Annotated in this window: 18 protein-coding genes; 7 read left to right on the top strand and 11 right to left on the bottom strand. The window is 40.5% G+C overall.

The window, feature by feature from the left end; all coding sequences use genetic code 11:
- The first annotated feature begins 41 nt into the window (after window positions 1-41).
- Window positions 42-632, top strand: coding sequence for an ABC transporter ATP-binding protein (locus tag ACZ5WS_RS13980; RefSeq protein WP_464709229.1), 591 nt, complete (start codon window positions 42-44; stop codon window positions 630-632).
- Window positions 629-1,744 carry a DUF6136 family protein gene (locus ACZ5WS_RS13975; protein WP_464709226.1) on the top strand — a complete coding sequence of 372 codons (1,116 nt, stop codon included), beginning with the start codon at window positions 629-631 and terminating at the stop codon, window positions 1,742-1,744. The genes ACZ5WS_RS13980 and ACZ5WS_RS13975 overlap by 4 nt, the downstream gene beginning before the upstream one ends.
- Here the strand turns inward: ACZ5WS_RS13975 and fadE are convergent, their stop codons facing one another.
- Window positions 1,745-4,213, bottom strand: coding sequence for an acyl-CoA dehydrogenase FadE (gene fadE / locus ACZ5WS_RS13970; RefSeq protein WP_464709224.1), 2,469 nt, complete (start codon window positions 4,211-4,213; stop codon window positions 1,745-1,747).
- A 309-nt stretch (window positions 4,214-4,522) separates the two neighbouring features.
- Here fadE and ACZ5WS_RS13965 point away from each other — a divergent pair, with 309 nt between their 5' ends.
- Window positions 4,523-5,287, top strand: a complete 765-nt coding sequence (locus ACZ5WS_RS13965) for a class II glutamine amidotransferase (RefSeq protein WP_464709223.1) — start codon at window positions 4,523-4,525, stop codon at window positions 5,285-5,287.
- A gap of 129 nt (window positions 5,288-5,416) precedes the next feature.
- On the opposite strand, the gene ACZ5WS_RS13960 is transcribed toward ACZ5WS_RS13965, so the two are convergent.
- The 5 genes from ACZ5WS_RS13960 to cmoA form a co-directional block, all read right to left on the bottom strand.
- Window positions 5,417-6,214, bottom strand: a complete 798-nt coding sequence (locus ACZ5WS_RS13960; protein WP_232735522.1) for a DUF3108 domain-containing protein — start codon at window positions 6,212-6,214, stop codon at window positions 5,417-5,419.
- Complete coding sequence (purN, locus tag ACZ5WS_RS13955) at window positions 6,168-6,815, bottom strand: phosphoribosylglycinamide formyltransferase (RefSeq protein ID WP_198522032.1); 648 nt, start codon at window positions 6,813-6,815, stop codon at window positions 6,168-6,170. The genes ACZ5WS_RS13960 and purN overlap by 47 nt, the downstream gene beginning before the upstream one ends.
- Window positions 6,815-7,867 carry a phosphoribosylformylglycinamidine cyclo-ligase gene (gene purM / locus ACZ5WS_RS13950; RefSeq protein ID WP_464709219.1) on the bottom strand — a complete coding sequence of 351 codons (1,053 nt, stop codon included), beginning with the start codon at window positions 7,865-7,867 and terminating at the stop codon, window positions 6,815-6,817. Before purM ends, purN begins: the two co-directional genes overlap by 1 nt.
- 196 nt (window positions 7,868-8,063) lie before the next feature.
- Entirely contained in the window at window positions 8,064-9,032 is a 969-nt protein-coding gene (cmoB, locus tag ACZ5WS_RS13945; RefSeq protein ID WP_413401572.1) for a tRNA 5-methoxyuridine(34)/uridine 5-oxyacetic acid(34) synthase CmoB, read from the bottom strand.
- Between the two features lie 15 nt (window positions 9,033-9,047).
- Window positions 9,048-9,773, bottom strand: a complete 726-nt coding sequence (gene cmoA / locus ACZ5WS_RS13940; protein ID WP_008111640.1) for a carboxy-S-adenosyl-L-methionine synthase CmoA — start codon at window positions 9,771-9,773, stop codon at window positions 9,048-9,050.
- Window positions 9,774-9,889: 116 nt separating this feature from the next.
- On the opposite strand from cmoA, the gene ACZ5WS_RS13935 reads away from it, so the two are divergent.
- Entirely contained in the window at window positions 9,890-10,573 is a 684-nt protein-coding gene (locus ACZ5WS_RS13935) for a DUF3334 family protein (RefSeq protein WP_178955625.1), read from the top strand.
- Window positions 10,574-10,785: 212 nt separating this feature from the next.
- Here the strand turns inward: ACZ5WS_RS13935 and ACZ5WS_RS13930 are convergent, their stop codons facing one another.
- On the bottom strand, window positions 10,786-11,283 hold the full coding sequence (locus tag ACZ5WS_RS13930; RefSeq protein ID WP_464709215.1) for a M48 metallopeptidase family protein: 498 nt from the start codon (window positions 11,281-11,283) through the stop codon (window positions 10,786-10,788).
- 27 nt (window positions 11,284-11,310) lie between these two features.
- Window positions 11,311-12,159: a DUF72 domain-containing protein gene (locus ACZ5WS_RS13925; protein WP_055013396.1), complete on the bottom strand. Its 849-nt coding sequence runs from the start codon at window positions 12,157-12,159 to the stop codon at window positions 11,311-11,313.
- Window positions 12,160-12,396: 237 nt separating this feature from the next.
- Here ACZ5WS_RS13925 and aspS point away from each other — a divergent pair, with 237 nt between their 5' ends.
- Both aspS and ACZ5WS_RS13915 read left to right on the top strand, forming a co-directional pair.
- Entirely contained in the window at window positions 12,397-14,175 is a 1,779-nt protein-coding gene (gene aspS / locus ACZ5WS_RS13920; protein WP_013464572.1) for an aspartate--tRNA ligase, read from the top strand.
- Between the two features lie 89 nt (window positions 14,176-14,264).
- Window positions 14,265-14,864 carry a pentapeptide repeat-containing protein gene (locus tag ACZ5WS_RS13915; RefSeq protein WP_055013382.1) on the top strand — a complete coding sequence of 200 codons (600 nt, stop codon included), beginning with the start codon at window positions 14,265-14,267 and terminating at the stop codon, window positions 14,862-14,864.
- A gap of 35 nt (window positions 14,865-14,899) precedes the next feature.
- Here the strand turns inward: ACZ5WS_RS13915 and ACZ5WS_RS13910 are convergent, their stop codons facing one another.
- Window positions 14,900-15,223: a hypothetical protein gene (locus tag ACZ5WS_RS13910; protein ID WP_008111621.1), complete on the bottom strand. Its 324-nt coding sequence runs from the start codon at window positions 15,221-15,223 to the stop codon at window positions 14,900-14,902.
- Window positions 15,224-15,352: 129 nt separating this feature from the next.
- Here ACZ5WS_RS13910 and ACZ5WS_RS13905 point away from each other — a divergent pair, with 129 nt between their 5' ends.
- Window positions 15,353-16,099, top strand: a complete 747-nt coding sequence (locus ACZ5WS_RS13905) for an alpha/beta hydrolase (RefSeq protein WP_464709211.1) — start codon at window positions 15,353-15,355, stop codon at window positions 16,097-16,099.
- 105 nt (window positions 16,100-16,204) lie between these two features.
- Here the strand turns inward: ACZ5WS_RS13905 and ACZ5WS_RS13900 are convergent, their stop codons facing one another.
- Together ACZ5WS_RS13900 and ACZ5WS_RS13895 are read right to left on the bottom strand one after the other, a co-directional pair.
- Window positions 16,205-16,777 (bottom strand): hypothetical protein, encoded by a 573-nt coding sequence (locus ACZ5WS_RS13900; protein WP_464709208.1) that lies wholly within the window; start codon window positions 16,775-16,777, stop codon window positions 16,205-16,207.
- A gap of 113 nt (window positions 16,778-16,890) precedes the next feature.
- Window positions 16,891-17,463: a hypothetical protein gene (locus ACZ5WS_RS13895; protein WP_464709206.1), complete on the bottom strand. Its 573-nt coding sequence runs from the start codon at window positions 17,461-17,463 to the stop codon at window positions 16,891-16,893.
- Window positions 17,464-17,563 lie beyond the last annotated feature (100 nt).

Below are 17,563 nucleotides of genomic sequence, written 5' to 3'. Positions count from 1 at the left end.
AGTTTATTTATAATATAAAGCTGATCTAAAAAGGATATTTTATGATTGAAGTGATTGGCTTAAATAAGCAGTTTGCCGCCAACGTTGTATACCATGATTACAATAAGGTGTTTAGCAGCCAAAAAGTGTGTATTGATGCACCTAACGGCCAAGGCAAAACCACGTTACTTATGATGCTAGCGGGGCTTGAAAAGCCGCAAAGTGGCACATTTTTATTTGCAGGGGAAACACTTAAAGAACTAGATAAACAGGTCGCTATTGCTACTGATCGTATTGCTTTACCAGATTTTTTAACTGCCAATCAAATTATACATTTATCTGTTAGTACACTCGGTTGCCCATGGCCTAATGCAATTGTTCGTGGTTTTAATTTTGGCGAATTTCTTAATACGCGTTTTGATGCATTATCCTCAGGCAATCAAAAAAAGTGCCAGTTAATTTTAGCATTAATGCGCAAGGCACCTTATCTATTACTTGATGAGCCGAGCGCAGCCCTTGATCAGGCAAGCATCCAATATCTTCTTTCCTTACTTGACACTTACTTAGCAGATAAACCAAACGGGCAAATTATTATTACTTGTCACGAACCTACTGTGTTTGTTGAACATGGCTTTGAGCGCATATCGTTATGAATATTGCACCAAGTAAACACCCATTAGCTCGATATAGAGTGTTTATGGGTTACCGGTATTTAGCTTATAACCAAGAGCTTAAGCAATTATTATTACAACTGAAAAGTTTTGGGTTGTTATTTTTAGTGGTGTTAGGATCATCGATGTTGGGTTTGATATTGCTACTTTTTTTAGGTCTCGGAAAAATTATAGACAGTAGCGCAGCACCACAATACGGTGCACAAATGGCCTTATTTTATTTGTTATTACAAAGTGTGATGCTCAGCGCAATGAAGTCAGCAGTTAAAAATAGTCAGCAGCGGCTATTCCAGCAAACTATTGCGCGATCAGTGTGGTTATATTTAGTTGATATTAAATTATTAACGCTAAGCAATGCTTGGTTAATAGCCAGTGTATTAATTGCGCTAGATTTAACGCTATCACAATGGGTTAAAGTACCGCACTTTGTTGTATTTATGTTGTTGCAATTTAGCTTGGGCGTTTTGTGCATATACAAACCCAGCGCACTGATATATGGCTTTATATTTAGCACGATATTAGTGTGTGTTCCTATTTATATGCAACCGCGCACCTATCATATAGGCTTTGCTTTACTGTTTACGCTGAGTCTTTTTGTTCCCGTGGTTAATGTTAACGGGCGAATTGCAGTAAGTTCAATATTTGGTTTTTGGTTTTGTTATTTACTAAACCATAGCTGGGTACTTGTTTGGCGCGTGTCGCTACTTTTATGTGTATTTATGGCATCAGCGGCACTAATAAACGAACGTGCTGATTTGGTACCTATACTCGTAGTGTTGACCATGGCTTATATTGTGCTCTTTAGTAGCTCTTTGCAATTTGATTGCGGTAAAGTTCACGAGCAGTATCGATTGTTTTTTAAAACATGCCAGCGAGAACGTGCCTTTTATATTAGCCAGTTTTTACCTAGCCTATTGCTGTTTTTAGTAGCAACGATAAGTTATAGCGTTATTTTTGGTCACATTAATATTGCATTATTTTTTATTGGTAATATGTGGTGTGTAATACAGGTTTACTTTGCGCAAAAAAAACCAGCGCATTATGCGCTGGTTTGGCTAATTTTAGCAGGGTTAATGCTAGCTTTACTAAATTAGTTAAGCTGCATCTGCCTTTTTAGCTTTAGCTTTAGCTTTGCTATTACGCGCTGCTTTGCCGGCAAGTAAATCTGCAGGGTCAAAGTCATCAACGTTAATCACGTCTAGACGATCTTTTTCAACTGCAGCAAGCTTATCGGCTTCTGCTTGGCTTAAAATACCCGCTTCTAAACCCATTTGCGCCACTTTATCAAGCTGGAAGAATGGCAGCTTTACGCCTTTCTCCTTACATACACGCTCAAACAATGGCTCTACTTCTAGAACGTCTTTAAGCGTTTGCTCTTGACGGCCTACAAGGTTAAGCGGTTCGTTTGTAAGGTATACATAGCTTGCTAAACGATTACGTGTTTCGCTAGGAACTTGTAATAACTGCGCTAGTTTGTGCTCAAGTTTGTCGGTAGGTTTACGAACCGGACGACCAAACGGGAATAACAATACTTTTAAAACACCACGTAGTGGAGCCGACGGCATATTATTGATTAAATCAGCAAGTGCACGCTGGCAGTGGTAAAGGTGATCCTGACAGCTCCATTGAACCAATGCAAAATCTTCTTTTTTACGGCCTTCGTCGTTGTAACGTTTTAGCGTTGCAGATACTAAGTAAAGGTAACTTAATAAGTCGCCTAAACGGGCTGAAATACGTTCTTTACGTTTAAGAGAACCACCAAATACCGCCATGCTAATGTCTGACATAAGTGCAAGTGATGCACTAAAGCGAGACGCAATACGGTAAAACTCTGCCGTTTCGTCTTTGTATGGCACGCTAGTAAAGCGAGCGCCAGTAAGCGCAAGCCACTTAGTACGTACTAAGTTAGACATGGTAAAGCCAATGTGACCCATTAGCGCTTTGTCAAATACGTTAAGCGCTTCTTCGCGGTCTTCAATTTCACATGCACCTAGCTCGGTAAGTACAAATGGATGACAACGAATTGCACCTTGACCATAAATAATCATATTACGGGTCAAGATGTTTGCACCTTCAACGGTAATGGCAATAGGTGCACCTTGATAGCCACGACCCAAATAGTTATTTGGCCCAAGCATGATCCCTTTACCGCCTAGCACGTCCATTGCATGAATGGTTGAATCGCGCATTTGCTCGGTAAGGTGGTACTTAATAATCGCCGACACAACTGATGGCTTTTCGCCTAAATCAACCGCGCCCGTAGACATGCTTACTGCAGCGTCTGAGCTGTAAGCATAACCAGCAAGTTTAGCCATTGATTCTTCCACCCCTTCCATTTTACCAATAGGTAAGCGGAATTGACGACGAATACGGCTATAAGCACCGGTTGCTACTGCAATCATTTTAATGCCACCGGCTGAATTTGACGGCAACGTAATTGCACGACCAACCGATAAACATTCAACTAGCATACGCCAGCCTTGACCAGCCATTTCTGGGCCGCCAATAATGTAATCAAGTGGAACAAAAATATCTTTACCGCGAGTAGGGCCATTTTGGAACGGCACATTAAGCGGGAAGTGACGACGACCAATTTCTACCCCAGGGGTATCTGTTGGGATAAGTGCACAGGTAATACCTGGCTCTTTAACGTCGCTTAATAATCCATCAGGATCTTGTAACTTAAATGCTAGACCAAGTACCGTAGCTACAGGCGCAAGTGTTATGTAACGTTTGTTCCATGTAAGGCTTACACCCACTACTTCTTCGCCATTCCATTGCCCTTTACAAACTACACCGTAGTCTGGAATTGAGCTTGCATCAGAACCCGCCTCTGGCGAGGTAAGTGCAAAACATGGAATTTCTTGACCGCTTGCTAAACGCGGTAAGTAATGATTTTTTTGGTCTTCAGTACCATAGTGCTGTAATAGCTCGCCTGGACCTAACGAGTTAGGTACACCAACAATTGACGAAAGCAATGTTGATTTACTGGTTAGTTTTTGCAGTACACACGATTGTGCAAATGCAGAGAATTCTAAGCCGCCGTATTCCTTTTTAATGATCATGGCAAAGAACTTGTTATCTTTTAGATATTGCCATACATCCTGAGGTAAATCAGTCAGCTCATGCGTAGCTTCCCAATCATCAAGCATACTACATACAACTTCAACAGGGCCGTCGATAAATGCCTGCTCTTCAATAGTAAGTTTTGGAACTGGATACTGGTGAAGCTTTTTCCAATCTGGATTACCACAAAATAAATCCGCTTCCCACCACGTAGTACCGGCATCAATAGCTGACTTTTCGGTGTCAGACATACTCGGTGTTACTTTTTTAAAGATGGTGAAAATAGGTTTGATAATGTATTGCTGGCGAATACCAGTAACAGAAAGAGGCACTGCGATGATTAAAAAGATCACCCAGCTAATTAAACCAAAAGCACCAGCAAAGGTACCAATTAATAATGTTGCGGCAGAAACACCAAGTGCTGTGTTCCAACTCGCTCTGTGGTAAAGCGCAATGCTGAGCAGTGCGATTAAACCAAGTGTAAATATGAGTGTCATTGCTAATTCCTTAATAGAGGTCAGACCACCTCGTTTAGAGTAGCGCTAGTAACGCTAAGTTTCAAGTACATTACTTAGATTAAAGTGTAGTTATCGGTACGATTATTACAATGCGTTGTATGTTATACGAACAGTTTGGCTGTAATCGTTTATTTTGGCTTATCATAAAAAAATATAAGCATTAAAAAAATCAATTAATCTAGTAGTAATATAAGTTTAATTAAGTAAATATACTTATGATGATCAGTGTACGCTTATTAAAAATAGAACGATATTCTATGTTTAGCTTTTTAAAGGTTTATTTATTTTATGTGTGAATTACTTGGCATGTCAGCCAATGTGCCAACGGATATTTGTTTTAGTTTTTCAGGGTTGTTGGAGCGTGGTGGAAACACGGGACCGCACAAAGACGGCTGGGGCATTACTTTTTATGAAGGTAAAGGCTGCAGAACCTTTAAAGATCCAGAGCCCAGTTACCAGTCAGAAATAGCAAAGCTGGTAAAAGCGTACCCAATTAAAAGCGTATCGGTTATTAGTCATATTCGCCAAGGAAACCGTGGGCGGGTGTGTCTTGAAAACACTCATCCGTTTACCCGAGAGTTGTGGGGGCGCGAAATAACCTATGCACACAATGGGCAGCTTTCAAATTATCACGATTTAAAAACAGAGTATTATCGCCCTGTGGGAAACACCGACAGTGAACTCGCTTTTTGTTGGTTACTTGACAAAATTCGCGAAAAATACCCAAAGCGCCCAAGTAATATGGCGTCGGTTTTTAGATATGCCGCCAAGCTTTCACATACACTGCGTGAAAAGGGCGTATTTAATATGTTATTGACCGATGGTGTATTTGTTTTAGCGTATTGTACTAATAACTTACATTATATAACGCGCCGTGCGCCATTTGGTAAAGCTACATTGATTGATGCTGACATGGTGATCGACTTTCAACAAGAAACCACACCAAACGATGTAGTAACGGTTATAGCAACAAGGCCATTAACTAATGATGAGCGCTGGCAAAAAATGCAGCCAGGAGAGTTTGCGTTATTTAAAATGGGTGAATTAATGTAGCTTGGGTAGCTAGAGTGAAACGAAACCCGACTCAAAGTTTCAAATTGATAAAGTGTATAAGTGTTAAAAATGAAAAACCCAAGTTATGTTTGTCACACTTGGGCCTTTCATTTGCACCTTGTAAGCAATTTACTCTGGTGTTATTTCGTTTTTCACTTCTGCAGGTAAAGCAGGTGGGTTGATCACGGTAAACGATTTCATTTGCACTTCAAACTGCTCCACACCTTTTTCACCCTTCCACATGCGCACTAGCATGTAATCCATTTCTGGGGCAAACCAGGCTAAGGCTTGGCGTTTATCGTTATCGTATAAGCGTTTAACTTTCACTGCTTCTACATTACCTATAGGCAGAGAAATCATTTCGGTTTCTACCACTTCAAAGTCGTAGTCACGGCAATTACCTTTTTTATCAACCAACGGAAACGAGAAGTTGGTTTTGCCTTTTTTAAGACCTTCACGAACTTGTACTTGATAAGAAATACCATCTTGGAAGTTATCATGCCATTGGCATTTTAACGGGTAATCGCTGGTGTTACTGGTAACCGTTTTGGTTTGACGGTCAAAGTTAATTTCATACTTTTTGTCAGGCCCAGTGCCTGTGCGGATCATAGCGTACTGAATTGGCTCTACGTTATCATTTATAAAGCTAAAGGTTGATGATTCTTGACGTGAGTCAGAGAAAATCATCCATTCAATATCACTGTGGTAAGTGACTTGGTAGTTATTATTATCGAGTTTCTTTAGTTCACGCTCGGCTTTGCCGTGATTAGTGCCTTTGCGCAAAATGTCATAACTAGCTTGATACTGGGTTAACTCGCCTGCAATCAGGCTGGTAGGAAGTAATAAAGTGCCCGCACATAATAGCCAAGCACTTAATTTTTTATTTTGGGTAGTGCGCGCCGTGTGCAGGAAGTTGTTTTTCGTCAAGAACTGCATAATCTGCTTCCATCGTAAGTCGTTGTTCACTGAACCACTTGACCACCAAAGGATAAATTATGTGCTCTTGCGCATGCACACGTTTAGCGAGCGTGTCTGCTGTATCGTTCGCTAATACAGGCACTTTAGCTTGAAGAATAACCGGTCCACCGTCTAATTCTTCAGTTACAAAGTGAACACTAACGCCGTGAACGTCGTCTTTTGCATCAATTGCTCTTTGGTGGGTATTCAGCCCCTGGTACTTAGGCAACAAAGATGGATGAATGTTCAACATTTTTCCAACATATTTTTGCACTAAGCTAGGAGTTAGAATACGCATAAACCCAGCTAATACAACTAGATTTGGTTCAAAAGAGTCAATTATATGCATTAACTGGGCATCGTAAGCTTCGCGTGAGTCAAACTCTTTATGACTCAGTACTTGCGTAGCAATGCCTGCATTTTTTGCACGCTCTAACCCATATGCGTCTGCTTTATTACTAATAACAGCCGCAATATGAGCGTTTATCTCGCCGCTTTCACAGGCATCAATAATGGCTTGTAAATTTGAGCCACTGCCTGAGATCAAAACTACTAGACGAGTGGGTGCCATTACGCAGCACCACCTACAATTTCAACTTGCTCTTCGCCAGCAACCGCATCTTGAATCTCACCAAGGTGCCATGCGTTTTCGCCAAGATCTTTTAAAATGTTTAAACTGTTATCAAGTTGATCAGCAGGTACTACTAACACCATACCTACGCCACAGTTAAATGTGCGGTACATTTCGTGAGTGGTAATATTGCCATTTTCTTGCAACCAACTAAATACAGTAGGCCACTGCCAGCTATCACCTTTAACAACCGCTTTAGCAGATTCAGGTAATACACGAGGGATATTTTCCCAAAAACCGCCACCAGTAATATGCGAAAGCGCATGCACATCTACTTGCTTAAACAACTCAAGTAATGGCTTAACGTAAATGCGTGTTGGTTCTAAAAGGTGTTCACCTAAGGTTTTGCCATCAATCACTTGGTTAGTATCAGCGTTAGACACTTCTAATACTTTACGAATTAGTGAGAAACCGTTTGAGTGTGGACCACTAGAAGCAAGCGCAATTAGCTGATCGCCTGCGGCTACTTTAGTGCCATCAATAATTTTTGATTTTTCTACCACACCGGTACAAAAGCCTGCCATGTCGTAGTCTTCACCATCATACATACCTGGCATTTCAGCTGTTTCGCCACCAATTAGGGCACAACCTGAAATTTCACAACCTTTACCAATACCGGTTACTACGTCGGCTGCTGTGTCTATATCTAGTTTACCCGTTGCATAGTAATCTAGAAAAAACAGGGGTTCAGCGCCTTGTACTATTAAATCATTTACACACATCGCAACTAAGTCGATACCTACGGTATCGTGCTTTTTAAGATCAATTGCTAAACGTAACTTAGTGCCAACACCATCAGTGCCTGCTACAAGTACAGGTTGCTTATAACCTTCAGGAATTTCGCAAAGTGCGCCAAAACCACCAATTCCGCCCATCACTTCAGGACGACGAGTTTTTTTAACTACGCCTTTAATACGCTCAACAAGTGCATTACCAGCGTCGATATCTACGCCCGCGTCTTTATAGCTTAGAGACTGTTTTTGTTCGCTCACAGGTTTTCCTCAAAATAGTTGTTTTGATGCTTACTTAGAAACGCGCGTATTTTACAACAATTGCAGGTGCGCGGCTAGTTGAAATCTAGATTTGATTTTAAAGACAAGGACACTTGTCCGGTAGTTGCTGTATTAGTAAACAAAAAAAGCACCCAATGGCGCTTTTTAATATGAAAATAAAACTTAATACTGCAAGTTAGGCTTTAGCTGTAAGTATTGCTCTAAGTGGAGCAGGGTAACCTTCAATGGTTTTACTGGTGTCATTGGGGTCTAAAAAGTCAACTAAGGATTCGTTTTCCATCCAGTCAGTTTTACGCTGCTCGTCGAGCGTTGTAATAGCACAATCTTTAATTTGCACATCTTTAAAGCCAACACGTTCCATCCACAGTTTTAATGCAGCAGTGCTTGGAATAAACCATACATTACGCATTTTCGCGTAGCGGTCGGTCGGAACCAGTACGGTGTTTTCATCGCCTTCAATAACTAAGGTTTCAAGCACCAGCTCACCGCCTGGGCGAAGCTGTGCTTTTAATTGCGCTAAAAAGTCGATAGGTGAGCGACGGTGATAAAGTACTCCCATCGAAAATACCGTATCAAATGCTTTAAGTTCTGGTAGGGCTTCTACACCTAATGGTAATAAATGCACGTTTTGATCTGGGTTAAAGTGTTTAATAGCCTGAAATTGGCATAAAAATAAGTCAGATGGATCAATACCTACCACAAACTGAGCACCTTCACCGCGCATACGCCATAGGTGATAACCCGAGCCACAACCAATATCTAATACAGTACGGCCTTTTAATGGCTCAATATGCGGTAGGAGTCGATCCCATTTCCAGTCACTGCGCCATTCTGTATTAATGTCGATACCGTGCACATTAAATGGGCCTTTACGCCAAGGCATCATCCGTTTTAATAAATGCGTGGTTTGTTTTTGCTCGCCTTCAGTCATTTCGCCAGGCGCGCCTATTGCTACTTTGCTGACAATATCAACGTGGTTTGTTGATACCTCAGGTAAGTTTTTTAGTACTTTTTGCCATTGAGGCAAATCGCCATGGCTAGCCTCTTGTTGCCAATGCTTTAATTGCGCGGGCAAGGTTTCTAGCCAGTGGCTAAGTGGGCTTTGTGCAATTGCAGCGTAAAATTGGTTAAACCATGCAGACATGTGTCACTCTCTAAATTATTTAATTGCTACCATTGAGCAAAAATTAAAACATTGATACCACACTTGCGTTTGGCTAAAACCAATGTCGCTTAAACGTTGTGTATGTGTGCTAAGTGTATCGGGGCGCATTACGTTTTCAATGGCGGTACGCTTTTGGCTTATTTCAAGCTCAGAGTAGCCATTATGACGCTTAAAGTCGTGGTGCAAGTCAATCAATAGGTTATCGCATTGCTCGTTTTCGGCTTTAATTTTTTCACTTAGTAGCAAAACGCCACCGGGCTTTAAATTAGCGTATATTTTTTCAAGTACCGCTTTGCGCTGCGCTGGTGGAATAAACTGCAGGGTGAAATTCATCGCCACTACCGATGCATTTTGAATATCGAGCTCGTTAATATCACCTAAAGTTACAGTTACAGGAACATCAGATCTAAACCCTTGTAAATGTACCTTACAACGCTCCACCATGGCTTGTGAGTTATCTACAGCAATAATGTGGCAGCTATCCGTTTGAATATTACGGCGCATACTTAGGGTAACCGCCCCTAACGAGCAGCCTAGGTCATACAAATTTGAATTTGGCTGAGCATACTCACCGGCTAATTTCCCCATAGTACTGACTATGGTGGCGTAACCGGGTACCGAGCGTTGGATCATGTCGGGAAATACTTCAACCACATTTTGATCAAAACTAAAGTCTTTTACTTGTTGCTCAGAGGCATAAATACTGTCTTTTATACTCACGAAGGCAGTCTCTTTGAAAATAATAGTGCTATTTTAACATTTTATACTGGATAGTCAGTGATAAATTCAGTAGCTTGACTAGAATTATGAAGAATAAGTATAAAAGAGATTATTAAATGAGCAAAAGTAAAGTTATTAGCACCGACGATATATTAGCAACATTATGCCACTCAGTAACGGGTGTACTTTCATCAGCCAGCGGCAACGAGATCAGCTATTCAGCCATGGTACAAAAAATTACTCGTACTTGTATGCGACCAGACATAGGCTGTTTTGTTTTATTTGATGGGGGCTTTACCGGTTTAGTCGTTACCAACTTTACGGCGCAAGCTGCGATGGAAATTTATGGCGATTACATGCGTAATATGGGCATGCCAGAAGAGGAGATCGCGCATAGTCACTTATCTGATGACGTTTCAAACGTGATGGGTGAGTTGATGAACCAAATAGTGGGCGACTTCACGTCAAAAGTGCGTGAACAGCTACATACCTCTATTACCCAAAATCAGCCAAAAATGATGGCTATTAACAAGCAAGTGCAAATATCGGTTGATACCACTATGGATCGTCCGCAAGCACGCCGTGTAACGTTTACCACTCGCAACCAAAATATCTTCTATTTAGAGTTGGCGATGGATAAAACAGAGTTTATTAAACTTCACGATTTTGACATTGTAGAAGCCATAGACCCAGACGACATTATCGCAAACGAAGCCAAGCAAAAAGCGGATAAGGAAAAAGCAAAACAGCCAAAGCAAGATGATAGCGACGACGACTTTATGGCCGAATTAGGGCTTTAACGTTTTTACGTAGGTTGGGTTGAGTGAAACGAAACCCAACGAGCTTTTGAGCTGTCAGTTTGTAGCTATCAGTAAATTATAAAAAACGCGATTTAGTATCGCGTTTTTTATTAACGAGGGCTTTCATTATGAACTCGTGTGTCATTGAATTTTGGCTGACTGCTGACTGCTGACTGCTGACTGCTGACTGCTGACTGCTGACTGCTGACCGCTCAATTATACGGATTTTCACCTATCGCAATAGCCACACAAAAAATCCGTAAATCCAGCTCTAGCTGATGGTACTGCGGCTCCATATGGCAGCACAGTTTATAAAAGCCTTTGTTATGGTCCTTTTCTTTAAAATGCGCGAGTTCGTGCACCACTAACGCTTTTAATAATGGCTCTGGCGCGCGCAGTAAATCGCTGTTTATTGCTAAATCGTGCTTGCGGGTTTTACCTTGCATACGGTACGTGTGGGTACCGAGCGCATTGGTAACCATATCACCTTGTTTTTTAAACGCAGCGCGGCCAAATGGCGGGGCGTTTTTTAAATACTGCTTTTTAAGCTCAGTGGCGTAGCTATACAGTAACTTATCACTGGTAATACGATGCGCCTGCGGGTACTTTTTAAGTAAATACTCACTTACCTTTCCTGCTTTTATTAGTCCTAATACTTGCTCAACGATATTGGCAGGGTAGCCGGTAAAGTAACGTGCGTATTCACTCATTATTGTCTCTGTATTTTGAATTTATTTTTAAAAAAGTGCTTGCTGGTGGGCTTCTTTTTCGCCACTAAATGGATTGAGTACATTGTGATTATACCCCAAATCTTGGCAAAACTGGCGAGCCAGTAAGGGCGCTTCGCGGTTATCAGCGGTATGAAAAAACACATAGGGGCTTTTGCCCTCATCGAGCCACTGGGTTACTTTGCTAAGCCAAGGCTGATAAAAGGTCTTATAATCGTTTTCTAAATCAGCAATAACGAAGCGCGCCATAGGCTGCGAGCCCGTAGCAATAGCGTGCACTGGTAAATAAGGCTTTTTTTGTTGTGCATCTATGAGTGCTTCGGTTGTGGGTTTAACCGCAAATAATGCGCGGGTATCCATTGCAATGCGGTTTATATTGTGTGCCATTAAAAGCTGATTAAGCGCGATTTCGGCCTCACCTTTTTTGAAAAAATCAGGGTGGCGTACCTCAACCCCATAGTTTAGCTCTTTAGGAAGTAACTCAATAAAAGCGGCAAGCTTCGCTAAATGCTGTGGGGCAAACGCTTTAGGTAATTGCAGCATTATTTGCCCTGTTTTTTCAAATAGCGGGGCGAATAAATTAAGCCAATTAGTTAGCTCATGTTGCACGTTAGTAAGTTGGAGTTCGTGACTAAAGCGCCGATGAAATTTAAAGGTAAATTTAAACTCATCAGGTACACTGGCAGCCCATCGTAATACAGTGTCAGGTGAGGGGTCGGCGTAAAAGCTAGTATTACCTTCTACCGAATTAAAATGCTGCGCATATTCGCTAAGCATATCGGCATTTTTACACTGGCGTGAAAATAAGTTTCCTTTCCATGCGTTGCTCGACCACTGCGGGCATCCAATATATAGCATACAAACAAAAGCCTTGTTATAAAGTGCCGGTAGTGTAACAAATAACAAAACGGTGCGCTGTAAATTCAACCCCGAAAGGTAAACACGCCCTAGCATCTTCAACCGACTTGGGTATAATGCAGGGCTTAATTTGATTATTTTGAATTGCTAGCGGTTTTATTTTCATTTTGGTGTTTATAAAAACTTTTAAAACAACAGTGTTTAACCGCTATATGCCTTTTATCTGACAGGAAAACTATGCGCTCTATATACTGCGGACAGCTAAATAAAACTCACGTAGATCAGGAAGTTGAACTATGTGGCTGGATCAACAAACGACGTGACCTTGGCGGACTTATCTTTGTCGATTTACGTGATAGAGAAGGTTTAGTACAAGTTGTATTCGATCCGGAAGTTGAAGGACTAATGGAAACAGCTAACAAACTTCGTCAAGAATTTTGTGTTCAGTTAAAAGGGATTGTACGCGCTCGCCCAGATAGCCAAGTAAATAAAGACATGGCAACCGGCGAAGTAGAAATTTTAGGCACGGGTTTAACTATTATTAACCGCTCTGAGCCTATGCCACTTGATTTTAACCAAGTGAACTCAGAAGAGCGTCGTTTAAAATACCGTTACTTAGATTTACGTCGTTTAGAAATGAGCGACCGCATTAAATTACGTGCTAAAGCAAGCAGCTTTGTACGTCGCTTTTTAGATGAAAATGGCTTTTTAGATATCGAAACGCCAGTGCTAACTAAAGCAACGCCTGAAGGTGCTCGCGATTACTTAGTACCGAGTCGTGTTCATAAAGGTAGCTTTTACGCATTACCACAGTCGCCACAGTTGTTTAAGCAATTGTTGATGATGTCGGGTTTTGACCGTTACTACCAAATTGTTAAATGCTTCCGTGATGAAGACTTACGTGCTGACCGTCAACCTGAATTTACTCAAATAGATTTAGAAACCTCGTTCATGAGCTCTGATCAAGTACGTGGTATGACAGAGAAAATGATCCGTGAAATGTGGCAGTCATTACTAAATGTTGATTTAGGTGATTTCCCAATTATGCCTTACTCTGAGGCAATGAGCCTATATGGTTCTGATAAGCCAGACTTACGTAACCCAATGAAGCTTATTGATGTAGCCGATTTAGTAAAAGACGTAGAATTTAAAGTATTCTCAGGCCCAGCAAACGATGAAAAAGGCCGTGTTGCAGTACTAACGGTACCAGGTGGCGCATCACTTTCTCGTAAGCAACTAGATGATTACACTAAGTTTATCGGTATTTACGGTGCTAAAGGTTTAGCATGGATGAAAGTAAATGACCGTGATGCAGGCGTTGAGGGCGTGCAATCGCCAATCGCTAAATTCTTAAATGAAGATGTGATCACGCAGTTACTTGAACGTACTAATGCACAAACAGGCGATATCATTTTATTTGGTGCGGATAAACGCAACACCGTAAATGAAGCCATGGGCGCACTTCGTTTAAAAATTGGTATTGATTTAGAAATCACTAATTTAGATAGCTGGGCACCACTTTGGGTTGTTGACTTCCCAATGTTTGAAGAAGATGACGAAGGCACACTACACGCTGTACACCATCCATTTACTGCACCAAAAGATATTAGTGCCAGTGAGCTTGAAGCAAACCCAGCAGCGGCTATTTCAGATGCTTACGATATGGTATTAAACGGCTACGAAGTGGGCGGTGGCTCGGTACGTATTCACAATGCAGATATGCAAGAAGCAGCATTTAGAATTTTAGGTATTGAAGCGCAAGAGCAGCAAGATAAATTTGGTTTCTTACTTGATGCACTTAAATACGGCACACCGCCGCATGCAGGTTTAGCGTTCGGTTTAGACCGTTTAGTTATGTTGTTATGTGGTACTGATAACATTCGTGACGTTATTGCTTTCCCTAAAACCACACAAGCATCGTGTTTATTAACCGATGCGCCTAGCAAAGCAAATAGCGATTCGCTGACAGAGCTTGCTATTAGTGTAGTTGAGAAAGAATTACCAAGCGCAGAATAAAGCTAGTGTTTAGTTAGATCAAAACCCCTTAGGCTTCGTACCTAAGGGGTTTTTTGTTTGGCATAACCCAATTTAGGTGCTTTATTTTTATGAGCGAGTTATTTAAAGATAGTCATTATTTTGATCAGTCATTTTCAAACTTTACAGCAAATGCAAAGCGCTTTAGCGATATTGAGTTTGAACAATGTCAGTTTATTGATTGCGATTTTAGTCACAGCCAGTTTAGTGCCTGTCGGTTTATAGAGTGTGAATTTATTAACTGTAATTTGACTGAGCTTAATTGGAATTACAGCTCACTAGAAGGGGTGAGCTTTGCAAATTGTAAACTCAATAGCATAATGTGGGGACAAGTAAATTGGCCACAATTAGCGCTAACGTCACCGGTGAGTTTTAAACAGTGTGAGCTGAGCCATAGTTCGTTTTTTGAATTACAGTTAAAAGCCTTAACAATGACGAACTGTTTTGCCAAAGATGTCGATTTTAGGCACGCTAACTTAGCTCAAAGCAACTTCTCGGATACTGACTTTAGAGACAGCCTGTTTCATCAAACTAATTTGAGGAAAGCAAACTTTGTTGGCGCAACGCAATTTAATATTGATATAACAAGCAATGATGTGAGTAATGCAAAGTTTGAACGGCTTGAAGCGTTAAACTTATTAGCTGGACTTGATATCGAGCTGGTTGATTAGCCGCAAGAGCTTACGGCTAATACTTATATTTACTATTAGCAAGCAGGGCCATTTTTGTTACGTGCACTAGCAAGTGCGCGGGCTATGCTCAGTAGCTCAGGCGAAATATCATCAGCGCCATCTTTAATCAGTTTAGTTACATCACCTGATGAATATAAGCTATCACGCGGTGATTTAATTCCCAGCTCTCTCACAAAGTCTTTGGTTTTACCTGTACTGCCGGTTTCAATGAACTTAAAAATAATCCGTTCGTTGTTACTTTTCGGCTCGGCTTGTAACACTTTAATTTCTTCTTGGTAGGCTTCAATTCTGCTTTGGAGAATGTCGATGCGTTGTTCAATGCTGCTATATGATTTCATGAATGGATTCTTTTGCGATAATAGTAAAACAATAATCGCTATTATCGCACAAATTAGCAAAGGCGCGCGCTAACCTTTATAATAAAAATTAATGTTAGTTAAAAATGTATAAGTAATACAAGGGAATGCATGTTAAAAATTATAAAAAAGCGTTTAATGTTAAGTGCACTGACTTTAAGTTCTACGCTATTTGCATCATCAAGTTATGCCCAAGACGATGCAATCATTGATGAAAGTCGTAATCGCTCTATACCTGTAAATATTACCCTACCAGCTAACCACCTTAAGTGCAGCGCGCAATTAAAATGCCCAGTGGTATTTGTAAATGCAGGGTATGGCATTAGCCACGATGAATACACCTTTGCGAGTAAGTTATTTAATGCGCAAGGCTATTTAAGCATTGCGGTAGCACATGAACTTAAAAGTGACCCTGCACTTAATCGTGCGCAGCCATACCTAACTACTCGTATGGAAAATTGGCACCGGGGTGTTATAACCCTCAAATTTTTAGTTAATGAGCTAAGTGTTAAATACCCTGAGTATGATTTTACAAAACTCACTTTATTTGGTCACTCAAATGGTGGAGATATTTCAGCCTTGTATGCAGCTATTTATCCAAGTGAAGTAAGCCAATTAATTACGCTCGATCACCGCCGCATGTTATTGCCACGCAATAAAAACACACGCGTGCTCACACTGCGCGGTAGTGATTATCCAGCCGATGCAAACGTGCTTTTAACCGACCAAGAGTTAACCGTTTATCCTGTTACGCAAACGTTGATAGAAAAATCACGTCATAACGATATGTACGATGGCGGGCCTAAATGGCTGGTGGATAGAATGAGCAAAGAGGTAGCGGCGTTTTTAGATAATTAGCTAAGATATATTTCAAGCCAACATTATGCTGGCTTGATATATAAAGGTTTAAGCTGACGCAGAATTTTTAGTGCGATCAAACAAAGCATGTATATTTATTGCAGGTTACCCTTGGGGCGTAGCAAACTGCTTTATTGGCTGTTCCTTTATTTCCATATCTTCTGTAGGAATTGTTAAAAGTGAATAGTTTGTTCTAATTGTGATGATATCGGCAAATTTACCATTAATGTACAAGTTTACAAATGGGGTAAGTGTCCCCACCAGATACCTCTTACCTGGATCTAATGCAAACCTCTTTTCTATGCCTTTTAGTTCAATAAATTTGACTTCTAGGGGCTCGAATTCTAATGATGACAATTGCTTGTAAGCGCGTCTGCGTCCCTGTATGGGTTGCTCTGACATACCTGTATCTAAGTTATTCTCTTTTAAATCGTAATACCTATCTTCTTCAAATACATACATCGAGTTTAAATCGATTCCTTGCTTATTAAAAGCGAGAGAGCTTAGCTTAACTTTATATGGTGTTGTGTTAGCTAATCTGATATTCGTTGTACACTTAGTATCTATATGACAAAAAGTGAAAGAGGAGGTCGCGATAGGGCTTTCTGTAACTTCTTCAGCCTTAACAAGAGAAGAGTAACTTATTAAACAAACTATAGTGATAATAATTTTTTTCATTGGGCTGCTCGTACTGCATTTTAAAAAGATATGATGAGTTTAGTGAGATTTATTGTCACTATCATCATAACTTATTTCATACTCGCTAAATAAAGTATATAAGCTAGCGCTGATTACCCTTTTGGTGTAGCAAACTGTTTTGTTGGCCGTTCCTTTATTTCCATATCTTCTGTAGGAATAGCTAAGAGTGAATATTTTGTTCTTATGGTAATAATATCAGCAAATTTACCGTTAATGTACAAGTTGACGAACGGTGTAATTGTACTTACTAAGTATTTCTTTTCAGGGTTTAAAGCAAACCTTTCTTCCATGCCTTTTAGTTCAATAAACTTTACTTCAAGCGGTTCGAACTCTATAGAAGATAATTTTTTGTGATCACGTCGACGCCCTTGTATTGGTTGTTCGGGGACTTTTGCACCTGGGTTCTCTGCTCTTATTGAGAAGTATTCATCCACTTCGTATATGAACATTGAGTTTAAGTCGATACCTTGTTCATTGAAAGCCAGAGAGCTTAACTTAACTTGATAAGGCGAAGTATTTGTCAACCTTATACTAGTTATACATTTAGCATCTAGGTGACAAAATGTATAAGAGGATGCTGCAATAGGGCTTTCGATAATTTCTTCAGAGTTAGCAAAAGTAGAGTAACAAATTAAAAGGAAAATAATATTTACTAAAGTTTTCATTGAGCTGCCCGCACTTTATTTTCAGAAGTCCAGTCTACGTGACTACACTCATGAACAACAGTATCTATTTTTCTATCAGTACCCACACTAAAAAACTTTT

It is taken from the genome of Pseudoalteromonas sp. 11L1 (assembly GCF_055397545.1).
Note: the sequence above shows the minus strand (reverse complement) of the source record. Positions and strands in the feature narration are given on the sequence as shown.

Excerpts from the sequence above, each read along its gene's own strand:
- ACZ5WS_RS13980 (WP_464709229.1), top strand. The coding sequence starts at position 42 with ATGATTGAAGTGATTGGCTTAAATAAGCAGTTTGCCGCCAACGTTGTA.
- ACZ5WS_RS13975 (WP_464709226.1), top strand. The coding sequence starts at position 629 with ATGAATATTGCACCAAGTAAACACCCATTAGCTCGATATAGAGTGTTT.
- fadE (WP_464709224.1), bottom strand. The coding sequence starts at position 4,213 with ATGACACTCATATTTACACTTGGTTTAATCGCACTGCTCAGCATTGCG.
- ACZ5WS_RS13965 (WP_464709223.1), top strand. The coding sequence starts at position 4,523 with ATGTGTGAATTACTTGGCATGTCAGCCAATGTGCCAACGGATATTTGT.
- purN (WP_198522032.1), bottom strand. The coding sequence starts at position 6,815 with ATGGCACCCACTCGTCTAGTAGTTTTGATCTCAGGCAGTGGCTCAAAT.
- cmoB (WP_413401572.1), bottom strand. The coding sequence starts at position 9,032 with ATGTCTGCATGGTTTAACCAATTTTACGCTGCAATTGCACAAAGCCCA.
- ACZ5WS_RS13935 (WP_178955625.1), top strand. The coding sequence starts at position 9,890 with ATGAGCAAAAGTAAAGTTATTAGCACCGACGATATATTAGCAACATTA.
- ACZ5WS_RS13930 (WP_464709215.1), bottom strand. The coding sequence starts at position 11,283 with ATGAGTGAATACGCACGTTACTTTACCGGCTACCCTGCCAATATCGTT.
- ACZ5WS_RS13925 (WP_055013396.1), bottom strand. The coding sequence starts at position 12,159 with ATGCTATATATTGGATGCCCGCAGTGGTCGAGCAACGCATGGAAAGGA.
- aspS (WP_013464572.1), top strand. The coding sequence starts at position 12,397 with ATGCGCTCTATATACTGCGGACAGCTAAATAAAACTCACGTAGATCAG.
- ACZ5WS_RS13915 (WP_055013382.1), top strand. The coding sequence starts at position 14,265 with ATGAGCGAGTTATTTAAAGATAGTCATTATTTTGATCAGTCATTTTCA.
- ACZ5WS_RS13910 (WP_008111621.1), bottom strand. The coding sequence starts at position 15,223 with ATGAAATCATATAGCAGCATTGAACAACGCATCGACATTCTCCAAAGC.
- ACZ5WS_RS13905 (WP_464709211.1), top strand. The coding sequence starts at position 15,353 with ATGTTAAAAATTATAAAAAAGCGTTTAATGTTAAGTGCACTGACTTTA.
- ACZ5WS_RS13900 (WP_464709208.1), bottom strand. The coding sequence starts at position 16,777 with ATGAAAAAAATTATTATCACTATAGTTTGTTTAATAAGTTACTCTTCT.
- ACZ5WS_RS13895 (WP_464709206.1), bottom strand. The coding sequence starts at position 17,463 with ATGAAAACTTTAGTAAATATTATTTTCCTTTTAATTTGTTACTCTACT.